General features: G+C 66.7%; 4 protein-coding genes. All 4 read right to left on the minus strand.

From position 1 onward, the window contains the following. Positions 1-15 precede the first annotated feature (15 nt). The 4 genes from AC1MEK_RS21100 to AC1MEK_RS21115 are packed head-to-tail and all read right to left on the minus strand — an operon-like array spanning position 16 to position 17,454. Entirely contained in the window at positions 16-1,215 is a 1,200-nt protein-coding gene (locus AC1MEK_RS21100) for a beta-barrel domain-containing protein (protein ID WP_480398266.1), read from the minus strand. Positions 1,216-1,220: 5 nt separating this feature from the next. Continuing rightward, entirely contained in the window at positions 1,221-3,380 is a 2,160-nt protein-coding gene (locus tag AC1MEK_RS21105) for a type I secretion system permease/ATPase (RefSeq protein ID WP_480398213.1), read from the minus strand. Beyond that, positions 3,377-4,864 carry a TolC family outer membrane protein gene (locus tag AC1MEK_RS21110; RefSeq protein ID WP_480398214.1) on the minus strand — a complete coding sequence of 496 codons (1,488 nt, stop codon included), beginning with the start codon at positions 4,862-4,864 and terminating at the stop codon, positions 3,377-3,379. The genes AC1MEK_RS21105 and AC1MEK_RS21110 overlap by 4 nt, the downstream gene beginning before the upstream one ends. A gap of 38 nt (positions 4,865-4,902) precedes the next feature. After that, positions 4,903-17,454, minus strand: coding sequence for a BapA/Bap/LapF family large adhesin (locus tag AC1MEK_RS21115; RefSeq protein WP_480398215.1), 12,552 nt, complete (start codon positions 17,452-17,454; stop codon positions 4,903-4,905). Positions 17,455-17,569 lie beyond the last annotated feature (115 nt).

Consider the following 17,569-nt stretch of genomic DNA (forward strand, 5'->3'; position numbering starts at 1 on the left):
CTGAATCGCTCCGATTCACCGCTCGCGCAAGGCTTCCCTTGCGCGGTTGAGCGGTTTGATCAGGTAGTCGAGCACGGTTTTCTCGCCGGTGCGGATGTCCACCGTGGCGATCATCCCGGGCACGATGGCAAAGGTCTTGCCGGCCTTGTTGCGCAGCACGTCAGAGTTGGTGCGGATGAACACCCGGTAGTAAAAGACCTCGGGCTTGACCTCGTCCTGAAGGGTGTCCGGGGAGATGGTCACCACCTTGCCGTCCAGGCTGCCGTAGATCGAATAGTCATAGGCAGTGATCTTCACCTTGGCCTGCTGGTCGGGGTGGATGAAGGCGATGTCCCGGGGCGAGATGCGGGTTTCGATCAGCAGTTGTTCATCCTGCGGCACGATCTGCATCAGCTGGCCGTTGGGCGGCACCACGCCGCCGATGGTGGTGACCTCGATGTCCTTGACGATCCCGCGCACCGGCGAGCGCAGGGTCAGGCGCGACAGCGAGTCGTTGCGCCCGCGAATCACCGCCACCAGCATCTGCGCTTCGGCGTTGGCCTTGGCCAGGTCTTCCCGGGCGCGAACCATGTACTCGGATTTCGCCTCGGTAGCCTTCAGTTCCAGCTCCGAACGCTGGCGATTGAGGCGCAGCACTTCGACCTTGCTCGACGCGCCGATCTTCGCCAGGTTCTCGGTGATCTCCAGTTCGCTGCGCACCAGCTTGAGCGAACTCTGAATACCGGCCAGAGTATCTTCCAGGCCTTTGCGGCGGGCCTTGTACAGCTCGCTTTCCGAGCGGATCAGGTCGGGCGAGTCGTTGAGCGAGTTGTCAAACTTCAACGGCTGGTCGCTGACTTCCGCCTGCAGCCGGTTGACGCTGGCCAGCGCCGCCTTGTACTTGGCCTCGCTTTCGCCGACGTTGGATTCGGTCTTCACCGCATCGAGTTGCGCCAGCACCTGGCCGCGCTCGACCAGGTCGCCTTCGGCGACGTTCATCTCCTTGACGATGCCGCCTTCCATCGACTGGATGTTCTGCTCCCGCGAGCTGGGCACCACCTTGCCGGTGCCGGTGGACACTTCCACCACCTCGAAAAACGCCGCCCAGATGAAGAAGCAGGCGAGCATCAAGGCGCAGCCCCAGATCACCCGCACGCCGCCGGTGATCTTGCGCTCGTCGTTGCCATCCAGATAGGAAATCTGATCGGGCAGGCGCGGCGTGGTTTCAATGGTCATGGCTTTCATGCCGTTGCTCCTTGCGGCTGGCGCAGCCTTGCCAGGGCGGCGTCGCGATGGTCGTCGATGACGATGCGTCCGTTGTCCAGCACGATGATGCGTTCGACCAGTTGCAGCACGCTGACCCGGTGGGTGGCGACGATCAGGGTGCGGCCCTGGCACCAGGTCGCCAGCCGGTCCAGCAGCATGCGTTCGGTGATGTCGTCCAGCGAGGCGGTCGGCTCATCGAGCAGCAAGACCTGCGGTTGGCGGATCAGCAGGCGTGACAGCAACAGGCTCTGGCGCTGGCCGCCGGACAGGCCAAGTCCGCCTTCGAGAATCAGGTGATCCATACCCTTGGGCAACTGGCGCACGAAGTCCAGCGCCCCGGTGACCGCCAGCGCGGCGATGATTTCCTGATCGCTGGCCTGGCCCGCGCCGAGGGTGATGTTGTCGCGCAGGGTGCCGTGGAACAGCCGCGCCTGTTGCGACATCAGGCCGACGTCGCGACGCAGGTCGGCGGGGTCCAGGTGGGCGAGGGCGATGCCGTCCAACGTGGTTTCGCCGCTGCTCAAATCCATGCCGCCGGCCAGGGCGTTGAGCAGCGTGGACTTGCCCGCGCCGTTGCGCCCGAGCACGGCGATGCGCTCGCCAGGACGGATTTTCAGGTCCAGTCCGCTCAGGGCCATGGGCGATTCTTCGCTGTAGCGAAAGCCCGCCTGATGCAGTTGGTAGTCGCCGCGAATCGCCGGCAGGTGTACGCGCTGGCTGCCTTCGGGGTGATCCACCGGCATCTGCATGATCCGGTTCAGGCCTTCCAGCGCGACCTTGGCCTGCTGCCAGCGGGTCAGCACGTGGGTCACCTGGGCCAGCGGCGCCAGCATCCGGGACGACAGGATCGAGGCGGCCACCAGGCTGCCGGTGGTCAGGTCGCCGGCGATCACCATCGGTGCGCCGCAGACGATGACCACGGCGAATACCGCGCCCTGCACGCTCTGCGTCCAGGCCACCAGGCTGTTGGTCAGCGAGCGCAGGCGCAGGCTGCTTTCCGCCGACACGGCGTTGTAGTGGTTCCATTGCTGCTGGAAGCGTTGCTCGGCCTGCAGCGCCTTGATGTCGTCCATGCCTTGCACGCTTTCCACCAGCATCGCGTTGCGCAGCGCCGCTTCGCGCATCGACTCGTTGGCCAGCCGGGCCAGACGGCGCTGGGCCAGAATGCCCGGCAGGACCATCGCCACCACCGCCAGCAAGGGGATCAGCACCAGCGGCCCGCCGATCAGGTAGAACACCAGCAGAAACAGCAGAAAGAACGGCATGTCCGCCAGCGCGGTGGCGGTGCTGGAAGTGATCAGGTCACGAATCTGTTCCAGCTCGCGCAGCTGCGAGATGAACGAGCCGGTGGACTTGGGCCGCGCCGAATTGCGCAGGCGCAGGGCGTGGCCGAACACCAGGTCGGAGACTCGTAGGTCGGCGCGCTTGCCCAGCACGTCGGTGATGCGCAGACGCATCAGGCGCATCACCAGATCAAACAGCAGCGCCAGCAGCACGCCGCCGAACAGCACGTAGAGGGTCGGCAGCGATTCGGCGGGGATCACCCGGTCATACACCTGCATGGAAAACAGCACGCCGGCCATGCCCAGCAGGTTGGCCACCAGCGAGGCGAGCATCACCTGGGAGTAGGGACGCAGGTCGCTGAGCACGATGCGCCGGAACCAGTGCTCGTCGTAGGGCTTGATGTAGTCGTTGGTGCGCACGTCGCTCAGCGGCTGAATGGGCCGCAGGACCACGGTGCGCAGCGCCTGCTCGGCTAGGGTTGCCGGGTCGATGCGGCTCTGCAGGCCTTGATCGCCGCTGTAGGCAATGCCCAATTCACCTTGTTCGCCGACGCTTTCGATCACTCCGACCTGGCCGTCGCGCAACTGCACCACCAGCGGCGTGCGCCAGCGGCTCAGGCTCTTGCGGTCGTAGCTGGCGAACTTGACGCTCAGGCCCGCCTGGCGCGCCATGTGCCGGACCACTTCTTCGACCCGCCCCTCGTTTTGCAGCGAGGCCAGGCGAATGCTTTCCGGAGACACATCAAGCCTGTAGTGCCGCGCCACCTTGAGCACCGCTTCGAGCCAGGGCGCGAAGTTCTGCCGGCTGCCGTCGCCTGCGCTGTCGTTGGGGATGACGATGGCATCGCTCATGGCAGGATCTCCACATGCTGGATGGTGCTGTGATCGATCGCGAAGGCCCGACGCAGGCCGCCGCTGTTGTACAGGCAGTCGATCTGCAGGCGGCGCAGGTCGGCCTGAGTATTGGCCAGATCGAAACGCGACTGATGGATTTCCTGCTCGGCGTTGAGCAGGTCGAGCAGGGGCCGCGTGCCCAGTTCCAGGTACTGCTTGCCGTACAGCTCGCGGGCCTCTTTGATGCTGTTCTGGCGAAACTCCAGCGAGTTGAGCCGGCGGGTCAGGCCTGAGGTCTGCGCCTGGGATTCGGTCAGGCCCTGGCGGGCTTGCAGCTTGGCGGCGTCTTCGGCCGAGTCTGCCGCGCTGAGCGCGTAGCCCGCCGCGCGGCTGCGGGCGCTGATGGCGCCGCCCTGATAGATCGGCACTTCCAGGTTGAGAAAGATCGCCGCCTGGGTGCGGTCGATGGCCGGGTTCTGGTTGTCGTAATTGTTGTCCAGGTACTGGTTCAGTGATGGCTCCAGTGACAGCGTCGGATAGGCCTCGGCCTTGGCCTGGGCCAGCTCGGCCTGAGCCTGGGTGCGCTGGGCCACGGCTTGGAGTACTGCTGGAAGCGCGTCGGTGATCACCGGCGCATTGCACGACTGGTTCAGCGCCGGGTCGAAGTAATCGTTGACCTGCGGCGTGGTCTGACGCCCCAGCAGGTTGGCCAACGTCATCTCCCAGCGCGCGTATTGCGATTTGTATTCCTGCAGGGTGGCGATGGCGCCATCGACCCGCGACTGCGCCTGGACCACATCGGAGCGGGTGCTGGCGCCCATGTCGCTGCGCTGTTTGGCCAGCTCGACGATGTCGCCCACGCCGTGGATCTGCTCGCGGGCGATCTCCAGCAGATGCTGGTAGCGCTGCACTTCGATGTAGGCGAACGCGGTGTCACGCCCCACCTGATCGATGGCCAGCAGAATGCTCGCCTGGCTGCGCGCCGCCCTGGCCTTGGCCGCCTCCACGGCGTTGTCGACCTTGCCGAAGTCATACAGCATCTGTTTGAGGGAAATGCTCACCGACTGGCTGCCCGCATCGCTGCCGTAGCCACTGCTGTAGCCGCCCTTGATGCCGCCGGAGATCTGCGGGTAGTACCCAGCCTCGGCCACGTTGATTCCCTCGGCCTGTTGATACAGCGTGCCGATGGCTTCGCTGATGCTGGGGTGCCAGTCCACGGCCAGCCGCACGGCCTGTTGCAGGCCCAGGGTTTCACCGCCCGAGCCTGTGTCTTGCCCTGTTGCGTCGTTGCCCGGCACCTGTGGCCAGGCGGGTGTCTTGCGTTGCGCGGTGGCGCTCTTCTTGTGCTCTGTGTCCGGCTTTGCCTGAAGCCTTGAAGGGCTGATGCTGCGAAGGGCCGGATCGATACCGTCCTCGGCCCATGATGTATCGATACCTGCCTGACACAGGCCGAGGGTCAGTACGACCATCGGCCATTTGGTGCTGCGGCGAACAGACTTCACATGATTCCCTTACTGTCGGTTTGCTGGCTGCCCTGCTGTCAAACTACGTGTACGCCGTTCTGTACCCACAAATGGTGGCTCGGATCCTCCGAAGGGGTGTATTGGGTATAGTCGATTCCATCCAGTTGGTGGGTGCCGGCATCGGCGGTCCAGGTGTCGGTCATGTGCACGCTGTCCTTGCTGTCGCCCTTGATCACCAGGGTGTTGTTGTCCGAGGAGGTGATCGCCAGCACATCCGCCAGATTCAGGGTCAGCGACACCGCGCTGGTGGTGTTGAGGTCGAGGATCTCGATGTTGTGGATGCGGCTCTGCAGATCCCCCAGGTTGATCGTGGCATCACCGCCGGCCCACAGCAGGGTGTCGGTGCCGGTGCCGCCATCGACCGAGGCGAAGTGCTGGTCGGCGATGATCAGCGTGTCATTGCCCGCGCCACCGTTGAGCGTGACGGCGCCACCGTGGGAGCCGTCAAGCGTATCGTTGCCCGAGGTGCCCTGGAGGGTTTCGGCGGTGGACGCAGCCGCCACCGCGGTCAGCGCGCTGTGATCCTCCACCGTGCTCAGCGCGGAGAAGGTGGTGGCGGTTACCGCGCTGGCCTGATCCAGGGTGACGGTCAGGGTCGCGGTGTCGGTGGTGCCGTTGGGGTGGGTCAACTGGTAGGTGAACACGTCCTGATGGCCGATCACCGAGTTGGTCTGCCCGGCGTTGAGGGTGTAGGTGTAGCTGCCGTCGGCATGCACCAGCAGCGAGCCGTAGGTGCCGGCAATGGTCACGCCGTTGTAGCCCGGGGTCACGTAGCTGCCGGCCAGCAACACGCTGAGCAGGGTGTACGGCGAGCCCAGCACATCGACGCCACCGCCAGCGGTGTCGGTCAGCAGGTTGCCCGAGACCGGCGTGTAGCTGCCGACCACGAACTGGTTGCTGTAGGTGCTGGTGTTAGTGACGGTGGTGGTGACCGTCGTCAGCAGGCTGACCCCGCTGACCGCGACCCTCACCTGATAGGTCCCTGTGCCTTGGCCGGTGAAGTTGATGCCGTAATCGCCCCCGCCGATGCTGAGTAAGGCGTTGCCGGCGTAGGATTTGACCAGCTCGTACTGGCCGCTGACCGTGTTGAGCTTGTACAGCCCGACTGTCAGGCCGCCCAGCAGGTTGAGCAGGTTGGTGGCATGCAGCACGACATTGAGGTTACCCGTGGCATTGGCCGCCACGGTGGTGGTGTACGAGCCGCTGCCGCCACCCAGGACGATGCCGAAGCTGCCCCCGGTGGTCGAGGTGTCGACCTTGTTCGCCAGGGTGATGCTCGAGTGGGCGATGTCGTTGGTGGCGTCCACCAGCAGCGCCGGGCTTGCCGGGCTGCTGTCGCTCCAGACTTCGGTGGCCTGTGGGCTGTCGATGCGCACGTAGAGGTTGGCGGTGGCGCTCAGGCCGTTGGCGTGGAGCAGCTGATAGCTGAACACGTCGACCTTGCCGACACTGCTGACGCTGCCATTGCTGGTGTAGGTGTAATGGCCGCTGGAGTCGATGGTCAGGGTGCCGTACAGCCCTTGCACCGTGGTGCCTGCACCGGCCGCGACGTAGCTGCCGCCTTTCATGATCTGCAGCACGGCGCCGTTGTCCGGCCCGGTCTGGTCGGCCTGGCCGTTGGTGCCGACGTCGGTGATGACGTTGCCGGTGGTGACCACGCCCGCTGCGCCGTTGAACTGCGTCAGGCTAGTGATACTCAGCGCCAGTTGGGTGGTGACCGTGGTCAGCAGACCGATGCCGGAGCTGCCCACCACCAGCCGGTAATCGCCGCTGAGCAGGTGGCCCATGCTCACTTGCAGCCCGTTGTTGCCGATGCCCAGCAGGTTGAGCAGGCCGCTGTTGCCGTTGACGTCCAGGGTCACCCAGGCGCCGCTGGCGTTCTTGACCTGCAGCGTGTAGCTGATGCCGTTGAGCAGGTTCAACACGCTGCCGGCGGTCAGCGTCAGGATCGGGTCCACCGCCGTGCCGCTGTTGATGGTGAAGGTGTAGGTCTTGCTGAAACCTGCGAGCAGGGTGGTGAACGAGTCGCTGTAGTTCTGCACCGTGGTGGCGGGGGTGATGATCACGTTGGCGATCGCGATGTTGTCGCTGGCGGTGACCGGCGCGTTGGCGTCGATGTCCGGCGCGGTGACGTTGGCCCCCACGGAAACGTTGCCGCGGCTGTCGGTCAGGCTGACGGTCAGTTTTTCGCCGTTGATCTGCGCGGCGTTCAACGTGATGCTGAACACCCCGGTGCCGCCCACGGTGCCAGTGCCCAAGACCACGCCGCTGGCGGATTTGACCGTGACGGTCGAGCCCGCTTCGCCGACCCCGCTCAGGCTCAGGCCGTCGCCGCTGACCACCAGCGTGGTGGCCGCTGCTGGCGGGGTGAGGTCCGGCGCGGTGGCGTTGGCGGCCACCGAGACGTTGCCGGCCGCATCGGCCTGGGTCACGCTCAGCACTTCGTTGTTGATCTGCGCCGTGGACAGCGCGATCGAGAAGGTGCCGTTGGCGGCCACGGTGCCCGTGCCCAGAACCAGGCCGCCCGCCGTGCGTACGCTGACGGTCGAGCCGGCAACGCCGGTACCGGTGAGCAGGGTGCCGGTGGCATTGACCGCCACGCCGGTCGGTGCGCCTGGCGCCGTGGTGTCCGGCGCGGTCAGGGTGCCGGCCGCCGAAACGTTGTTGGCGGCGTCCACCAGGCGTACGGTCAGGGCCTGGCCGTCCAGTTGCGGGGTATTGAGGGTCAGGCTGAAGGTGCCCGTGACACCCACTTGCCCGGTGCCCAGCAAGGTGCCTGCGGCGTTGTACACGTTGACCGTGGCGCCTGCCTCGCCGACGCCGGTGAGGGTGGTGCCATTGGCCGCCAGGGCCAGCGAGGTCGGCACCAGCGGTGCCTGGATATCGGTGGCCGTAACGTGGCCGACCGGCGACAGATTGCCCGCTGCATCGCTCTGCTGAATGTTGAGGATCTGGCCGTTGAGCTGGGCCGCGTTCAGCGTGATGGCGAAGGTGCCGGACGCATTGACCACGCCGGTGCCCAGCACCGTGCCGGCAGCATTGGTGACGGTGACGGTCGCACCGGCCTCGCCATTACCGCCCACCAGCAACCCCGCCGCGTTCAGCGTCAGGTTGGTCAGCGCCGCAGGCGGCGTTGTGTCGGCAGCGGTGTACGGCACGCTGACGGAAACGTTGCCCGCAGCATCCGCCTGGCTCACGGTCAAGGCCTGGCCGTTGAGCTGCGCCGCGCTGAGGGTCACCGAGAAGGTACCGTTGGTGTCCACTACGGCGCTGCCCAGCACGCCACTGGCCCCGCGCACGGTGACCGTGGCGCCGACTTCACCCCTCCCGCTCAGTATCAGCCCGGCGCCGTTCAGGCCCAGGGATGTCACCGCGTTTGGCGCGGTGATGTCCGGCGCCGTGACGTTGAGGGAGGTCGACGAATTGCCGGCTGCGTCAGCCTGATGGGCACTGAGAATCTGCCCGTTGGCCTGGGCGGTGGTCAGCAGCACGCTGAACGTGCCGTTGGCGCCGACCACGGCAGTGCCCAGCACGGCGCCGCCGGGGGCGTTGATGGTGACGGTGGCGCCGACTTCACCGCGGCCGGTCACCAGGGTCCCGGTGGCGTTGATCGCAAGGTCGGTCAGCGGCGTCGGTGGTGTGGTGTCGGCGGCGAGGTAAGCGGTCGGCAACGAGGTTTCGCCCGTGGTCGCCGTGGCGGTCACTTGCAGGCTCTGGCCATTGGTCTGCGCAGCGTTGAGCGTCACGCTGAAGGTGCCGCCTGCGCCGGTGGTTGCGGTGCCGAGCAGGGTGCCGCCCGTGCCATAGACATTGATGGTGGTGTTGGCCGCCGCTGAACCGGTAATCGTCAGGCCGTTGGCGCTAAGGGCCAGTTGCGTCGGTGCTGCGGGTGGCAGCAGCGAAGGCACGGTGAAGTCGACGCCCAGCGAGTGGTTGTTGCTGGGGTCCGTCTGCACCACGTTGAGCACCTGGGTGGACGGGATGGTGGTGTTCAGCGTGATGGAGAAGGTGCCGTCGGCGGCGACAGTGCCGGTGCCGACGGTCAGGCCTGCCAGTGTGACGACCACGCTGGCCCCGGCTTCACCGCGGCCGACCAGTTGGTTGTGCGCGGCGTTGATGGTCAGGTTGGTCACCAGGCCCGGTGCCGTGGTGTCGGGTGCGGTGACGGTCAGCACCGGCGAATGGTTGTTCGCGGTGTCGGTGGCCACCACCGAGAGCAGCTGGCCGTTGGTCTGTGCCGCGTTGAGGGTTATGTCGAAGTGACCGCTGGCGTCGGCCTGCCCGCTGCCCAGCACCACGCCGGTGGCGGAGGTGACGGTGACGGTACTGCCCGCTTCGGCGGTGCCTGACAGGATCGTCCCGCCCACGTTCAGCGTCGCGCTGCTCGGAATGACCGGCGGTGTCGAATCGGGGGCCGTGACCGGCGCCGGTGGCGATAGATGGTTCGCCGCGTCCGTCTGCACCACTGTCAGCACCTGGCCGTTGAGCTGGGCGCTGTTGAGCGTGATGGAGAAGGCGCCGTTGGCCAGCACCGTCCCGGTGCCCAGCACGGTGCCGGTGCTGCTGGTGACCGTGACGCTGGCTCCAGCCTCGCCGTTACCGGTGAGGATCAGGCCGCTCTGGCCCACGGCCAGGTTGGTGACCGCCGCTGGGGCGGTGACATCGGGCACCTGATAGGTCGCCACATCCGAGCGGTTGGTGGCGACGTCGGTCTGGGTCAGGTTTAAGGTTTCGCCATTCAATTGTGCGGCAGACAGCGCCACACTGAAGCTGCCGTTTGCGCCAACAATTGCAGTGCCCAGAACGGCGCCACTGGCGCTGGTGACGCGCACGGTCGCGCCGATCTCGCCGGTGCCGCTGAGTGTCAGGCCGTCTGCGCTGATGGCCGTGACTGCAGGCGGGGCAGGCGGTGTGTGGTCGACGGCAGTGACGGTTGCGGCAACCGACGGATTGCCCGCGCCGTCGCGCTGCACCACGCTGATCACTTCGCCGTTGAGTTGCGCCTGATTGAGGATGACCGTGAAACGCCCGTCAGCGCCGACCGTGCCGGTGCCCAGGGTGGTGCCGGCGGCATTGGTGATGGACAGCTGGGCACCGGCCTCGCCGGTCCCGGTGAGGATCAGCCCGGTGTTGTCGATCGCCAGTTGCGCGACCGCGGCGGGCGGCGTGATGTCAGGGGCGGTGAGGGTGCCGGCCACCGAGGCGTTGCCCGCTGCGTCGGTCAGCACCACGAAGACTTTTTCGCCGTTGGTCTGAGGTTGGGTCAGGGTGATCAGGAAGCTGCCGTTGGCGAGGACAGTGCCAGTACCGATTTCGGCGCCGTTGGCCAGGGTCACGCGAATGCTCGCGCCAGCCTCGCCATTGCCGCTGAGGGTATCGCCTGTAGCATTGAGCAACAGGTTGCTCGCCACTTGCGGCGGAGTGAGGTCGGGCGCGGTGATGGTCACCGGCGCGCTGACGTTGCCCGGCGGGTCGGCCTGCTGCACGCTCAGCACCTGATGGTTGAGCTGCGGCGAGCTGAGGGTGACGGCGAAGGTGCCGTTGGCCAGCACCACGGTGGTGCCCAACAGATTGCCCGCCGCATCCTTGACCGTGACGGTGGCCCCGGCCTCGCCGTTACCGGTGACCAGCAGCCCGGAGGTATTGATGGTAACGCCGCTCAGCGGATCGGGCGCGGTGGTGTCCGGTGCCAGCAGGTTTGTCGGCGCCGAGACGTTGCCCGCCGTATCGGTTTGCACCAACGTCAGGATCTGAGCGTTAGTCAACGGGGTGGTCAGCACCAGGGTGAAGGTGCCGGTGCTGCCCACGGTGACCGTACCCAGGGTATTTCCCAGGGCGTCGGTCACTTTCACTAGCGCGCCCGCTTCGCCATGGCCGGTCAGGGTCTGGCCGTCGCTGGAAATTGCCAGCTGGGTCAGGGCACTCGGTGCGGTGGTGTCCACCGAGGTCAGGCTGCCGGGCAAGGAAATGTTGCCCGAGGCATCGGTCAGCGTGACCGACAGCACCTGGCCGTTGTTCTGAGGCGTGTTCAGGGTGACCGAGAACGTGCCGTCGATGCGCACGGTGCCGGTGCCGACCAGCGTGCCGGACGGGTTGTAGATATTGACCGTCGCCCCGGCTTCCCCGGTGCCGGACAGCACGGTGCCGTCGGCGGTGACCGCCAGGGCGGCCGGCGCATTGGGCGCCAGCAGGTCCGGTGCCAGCAGGTTGACGCTGACCGATTCGTTGCCGCTGGCGTCGGTCTGGCTCAGGTGCAGTTGCTGGCCTGCGGTTTGCGCAGCATTGAGGTTCAGGCTGAAGGTGCCGTTGGCGGCCACGACTGCGGTGCCCAGAATCACGCCGCCGTTGCCGGTCACCGTGACTGTTGCACCGGCTTCGCCGCGCCCGCTCAGGGCGAGGCCGTTCGCCGCCAGCACCAGGTTGGTCAGGGCTGACGGAGCAGTGACGTCGGCGGCAATATAGTCCGTGGCCAGCGAGTTGATGCCGTCACTGGAGGTGGCGCTGGCTGAAAGGTGCTCGCCATTGAGTTGCGCGGCGCTGAGGGTGACGCTAAAGGTGCCGTTACTGCCCACCAGCGCGCTGCCCAGCACGGCGCCCGAGGCGCTGCGAATGGTGACGGTGCTGCCGACGTGGGCGGCGCCGGTCAGCGTCAGGCCATCGGCGCTGAGATTCAGTTGAGTCGGGGCCGGTTCTGCCAGCGAACCGGGCGCGGTGACGGTGGCGCTCGGCGAGGGGTTGCCTGCCGCATCGGTCTGCACAACGGTGACCGTGGTGCCCGCGCCGATCGCTGGCGACAGGTTTACGCTGAAAGCGCCGTTGTTGCCGACGGTGGCCGTGCCCAGTTGCGTGCCGTTGACATCGCGCACCACCACCGTCGCGCCTGCTTCGCCGCTGCCGGCCAGGGTCAGGCCGTCCGCGCTGATCGCCAGATTGCCCGCCGCTGCCGGTGGTGTGGTGTCGCCGGCCTGGAGGGGCGTGGCGGCCGACACATTGCCCGCCGCATCGGTGGCCGTGACGCTGAGGTTCTGGCCGTTGAGCTGGGCGCTGTTGAGCACCACCTGGAAGGTGCCGTTGGCCGCAGCGGTAGCAGTGCCGAGCACGTTGCCTGCGGCATCGCGCACGGTCACCGTGCTGCCCGCTTCGGCGGTGCCGCCCAGTTGCAGGCCGGCCGGGTTGAGGGTCAGCCCAAGCGGGGCGTCTGGCGCTGTGTGGTCGACAGAGATCACCGTCACCGCCGTGGACACGTTGCCCGGCGGGTCTTCCTGAGTGACCGTCAGCACTTGAGCGTTGAGTTGCGGCGTGTTGAGCGTCAGGCTGAACGAGCCGTTGGCCGCCACAAGACCCGTGCCGAGCAGGGTGCCGTCGGCGCTGCGCACGGTGACCGTCGCGCCGGGTTCGCCATGGCCGATCACCGTGACGCCGTCGGCATTGACCGACACCTGGGTCAGTGCGGCAGGTGGCGTGATATCGGGCGCCGTTGCGGTGACCGAAGGCGAGACGTTGCCGCTCGGGTCGGTCTGGCTGATGTCCAGGGTCTGGCCGTTGTTGGGCGCAGGGTTGAGGGTCACGGTGAACAGGCCGTTGCTGCCCACCACGGCGGTGCCCAGCAGGTTACCGCTGGCATCGGTCACCTTGACCGTGGCGCCGACCTCGCCGGTGCCGCTGAGGGTGCTGCCATCGGGGCTGATCACACCCACCTGCACGGCGGCTGGCGGGGTGCTGTCGACCGTATTGAGCAGTGCGTCAGGCGAGGTGTTGCCTGCGCCGTCGCTGAGGGTGACGTGCAGCGGCGCGCCGGTGGTCTGCGCGCCGGGCAGGGTCACCTGGAAATGACCGCTCTGGTCGACGATGCCATCTGCGAGAAAGTTGCCAGCGGCGTCACGTACGGTGACGGTCGCCCCGGCCTCGCCCTGGCCGCTGACCACGGTGCCGACGTTGTTGATACTCAAGCCCGTGGCTGCTGCCGGCGCCGTAAGGTCCGGCGCAACGACGGTGGCCGGTTGTGAGACGTTGCCGGCCGGGTCGCGCTGGGTGGCGATCAACGACTGCGCGTCATGTTGCGCGGTGTTCAGCGTCACGTTGAAGCTGCCGTCGCTGCCCACCACGGCGGTGCCCAGCACGGTACCGGCGCTGTTGCTGATGCTCACCGTCGCGGCTGCTTCACCTCGGCCGGAGACCACAGTACCGGTGCCGTTGATGGTCAGCTGGGTCAGTGCATCGGGTGGCGTGTTGTCGGCGGCGATGATGGTGCCCGGTACCGAGGTGTGCACGCCGTCGCTGGCGGTGACGTGCAGGGTCTGTGCGTTGATCTGCGCGGATGCCAGGCGGATGTTGAACCGGCCGAAGCTGTCGACCAGGCCAATGCCCAGTGTGCTGCCGTCGCTGGCAGTAATGGTGATGGTGCTCCCCGGCGTGCCGACACCGGTCAGGGTGAAGCCGTCGGTGCTCAGTGCCAGGCTGCTCGGGGTCGCCAGTTGCGTGCCGTCGGGGCCTGCCAGTGTCACCGGTGTCGAGGCGTTGTTGGCCGCGTCGGTGCTGACCACTTGCAGGCTGCTGCCGGGCGCGGCAGGGGTGGTCAGGGTCACCACGAACACCCCATTGCTGCCCACGGTGCCGGTGCCGATCACCGCACCTCCGGCAACGCGCACAGTGATGATGGTGCCAGGTTCGCCGACACCGGAAACGCTGGTGCCGGCCGGATCGATGGCCAGGTTGGTGACGATGCCCGGTGCTGTGGTGTCCGGTGCACTGACCGGTGCAGGCAACGAGCTGTTCGAGGCCGCATCTGTGGCGACCAGATGCAGCGCTTCGCCGTTGGCCAGGAGCGAGCCAAGGGGGATGGCGAACGTGCCGCTCGAATCCACGACGATGCTGCCCAGCACCTGACCGTTGGCGTCCAGTACTTGAACGGTACTGCCCACCTCGGCCGAGCCGTGCACCACGCTGTTGCCGCCGCTGGAATCGACGCTCAGCCCGGTCGGAGCAAGCGGCGCCGTGACGTCGCGTGCAGTGACGTTGCTGACCGGCGAGGGCAGGTTGCTGGCGTCGGTCTGGGTGACGCTCAGTACCTGGCCGTCCAGCTGCGGTGTGTTCAGGGCCACGCTGAAGCTGCCGTTGGCGGCCACCACGGCGGTGCCGAGCACGTTGCCCAGGGCGTCCTTGACGGTCACGGTATCGCCGGCCTGACCTAAGCCCGTCACTGTGGCGCCGTTGGCGCTGAGGGCCACGTTGCTCAGTGGCGGTGGGGCGGTGGTGTCCGGTGCGGTGAGCGAAGCGTCCGGCGACACATGCCCGGCCGGATCGGTCTGATTGACCACCAGCAACTGGCCGTCGTTCTGCACCGCCGACAGCGGCACGGTGAAGGTGCCGTCGCTGCCCACCACGATGCTGCCGAGCAACACGCCGCCCGGCCCGTAGACGTGCACCGTGGCGCCGGCCTCGCCGGTGCCGGAGAGCGCATTGCCTGCAGGATTGAGCACCAGTTGCTCTGGCGCCACGGGTGCCTGCAGATCCGGCGCCTGCACCGGGACCGGGGGCGAAGAGACCGGCGCACCGTCGGCCTGGGTCACCGTCAGGTTCTGGCCGTTGATTTGTGCGGCAGACAGATTGACCTCGAAGCGTCCGTTGGCGCCGACCACCGCCGTACCCAGGCTATGGCCTGTCGAGTCGAGGACGGTAACGGTTGCGCCGACCTGGCCATTACCGGTGATCACCAGGCCGTTGGCGGAGATGCTCACCGCCGTGACAGCGCCGGGTGCCGTGGTGTCCGGGGCGGTGATGGAAGAGGGCGGCGAAACGTTGCCAGCGGCATCGGTCTGGGTGACTTGCAGAACCTGCGCGTCGACCTGTGGGCTGTTCAGGGTCAGGGTGAAATGACCATCCGTGCCCACCGAGCCTGTACCGATGATCGCACCCGAGGCATCGCGCACGATGACGTTGGCGCCCACTTCTCCGTTGCCGGTCAGCACCAGCCCTTGAGTGTTAAGGGCCAGGCCGGTCAACGGTGCCGGGGCCTGGGTATCGGGGGTGACGTAGGGCAGGGGCGGCGCTGCATTGCCGGCCGTATCGACTGCTGTGATCTGCAGCGTCTGGCCGTTGTGTTGCGGGCTGCTCAATGCCACGTTGAAGTGGCCGTCGGCGCCCACGGTCGCGGTGCCCAACACGTTGCCATTGCTGTCCCTGACGGTGATCCGCGAACCTGCTTCACCAGTACCGCTGAGCACGGTGCCATCGCTGTTGACGCTGAGGCCCGTCGGTTGCAGCGGGCCGTCCAGATCCGTGGCGGTCACCGGGGTCGCGGTGGAGGTGTTGCCGGCGGCGTCGGTCTGCACCACGCTCAGGGTCTGGCCGTTGGTCTGGGCGCTGGACAGCGTCACGCTGAAGCTGCCCGCCTGGTTGACCACTGCGGTCCCCAGCACATTGCCCTGGGCATCGGTGACCTTGACGGTCGCGCCCGGTTCGCCACGGCCGGTCAAGGCCAGGCCGTTGTTGCTGACGGCAAGGTCGGTGGTGGCCGCGGGTGGGGTGGCGTCCGGTGTCGTGACGGGAACGGTCACCGAGCTTTCGCTGCTGCCACCGCTGCCGCTGACGGCCACCACGTCCACCACTGCGCCGCTGATCTGCGGCGGGCTGAAAGTGATATCGAAGGTGCCATTGGGCTGTACGGTGCCGGTTGCGATCACGGTGCCGTTGGCATCACGTACCTCGATCAGATTGCCCGGCGTGCCAGTACCGGTGAGGTGGGTGCCGTCCGCGCTGACTGCAAGGTTGCCCGGTGTCGCAGGGCCGGTTGCATCGGGCGCGTTCACCGAAAGGGTCGGCGAAGGATTGCCTGCAGCGTCGGTCTGGGTGATCTGGACAGTGTCTCCAACGGTGACCGCGGGAGACAGCGTCGCTTCGAAGCTGCCATTGGCCTGCACGACCGCCGTTGCGATGACGGCACCGTTCGGCCCGAGAATGGTCACCGTGGCCAGGGGTTCGCCCTTGCCGGAAATCTGTGTGCCATCGGCGCTGATCACCACATTGGTGACGATCGCCGGTGGATCGTTGTCCGGTGCAGTAATGACCACCGGCGCGGAACTGTTGCCCGCGGCATCGGTGGTCACCACATCCAGATGCTCGCCGTTGGTCTGCGGTGTCGTGAGGGTGATGCTGAAATCGCCGTTGGCATCCGCGCGCCCGGCACCGATGACCTGGCCTGAGGTATTACGGATCAGGATGCGCACGCCGGGGTGGCCGTGGCCCGTCACTGTCGAGCCGTCGGCGGACAGAGACAGGTCGGTGGGCGTGACGGGCGGCGTATTGTCATGGGCCTGAATCGACACGTTGGCCGAGGTGTTGTTCGCCGCATCAGTCAGGCTGACTTGCAGTAACTCTCCGTTGACCTGCGCAGGCGAAAGGGTGACCTGGAAGAGCCCGTCCGCACCGACGACCGCCGTGCCCAGCACATTGCCGTTGGCGTCGATGACAGTCACTCGCGCGCCGACCTCGCCATGGCCGGTGAGCAGGGTGCCGCTGTTACTGATGGCCAGATCGGTCGGCGCATCCGGCGGTGTCTGGTCCGGCGTGCCGGGGTTATCGATGTCCGGCGCCTGGGCTTGCGCTGCGCCGGAGACGTTGCCAGCGGCGTCGGTGGCGGTCACCGACAGGGTCTGGCCGTCGACCTGAGCCGGGTTGAGCGTGAGGTTGAAGGTGCCGTCGGCCGCCACTAAGCCGCTGGCGATCAGGGTGCCGTCGGCGGCGCGTACCTGAATGGTCGCGCCAGGCTCGCCGGTCCCGGTCAGATGAGTGCCGTCGGCATTGACCAGTAGATTGGCCGGCGCATCGGGCGCCGTAGTGTCGCCGGCAATGGCCGTGCCCGGCGCCGAAGTGTTGCCGGCGGCGTCGGTGAGGGTGACGTTGAGCGACTGGCCATTGGTTTGTGGGGCATTCAGCGCAATTTCGAAATGCCCGTCGCTGCCCACGATACCGGTACCCAGAACATTGCCGAACGCGTCGCGCACCGTGACCCGCGCGCCGATTTCCCCGAGGCCGGTCAGGATCAGACCGTTGGCCGACACCAGAAGACTGGTCGGCGCATCGGGGGCGGTGGTGTCGCCGGGTGTACCGCCATCACCACCGCCGCCTCCACCTCCACCACCACCAGCACCCGAGACCGCCGCCGCGCCTCCGGCACCCAACAGGCCCAGGCCGGCGACGGCCCAGGCCGAGGTCGAACCGCCGACCACGCCGGCGCCGGCAATCAGTTCATCGATCGAAGAGATCTCTTCAAAGGTAAAACCGTCGAATGCCTGTGCGCTGTACTGCGCCTGCCAGAGGGCGCCGTCTTCACCCTGGAACACGATGTCGCTGGTGACTCCCTCCGGGTTGCTGGCGAAGAAATTGGCGACTTTGAGCTGTTCACCGTTCTTGAGGTTGACCACCAGGTCCTGGCCGTTGCGGCTGACCGATGCCACTTTGTCGGGAGACACGGGTACTTGCACGACGGAGGGGTTTTTCAGCTGCAGATCGCCCCAGGCATGGGCATCGATCTGAGAGGTTGCTTTGTCGGCGACAACGACGTTTTCCATTTCCAATCCCTTTCTTTCGCTTTCTAAACAAACAACTACGCGACAATTGCTTGGGCGTTGATGCAGTCCAAGATCCATAGCGGGGCGTGTCAGACGTTTCTCTTATTGGTGAGCC

Source organism: Pseudomonas sp. 2 (genome assembly GCF_056627435.1).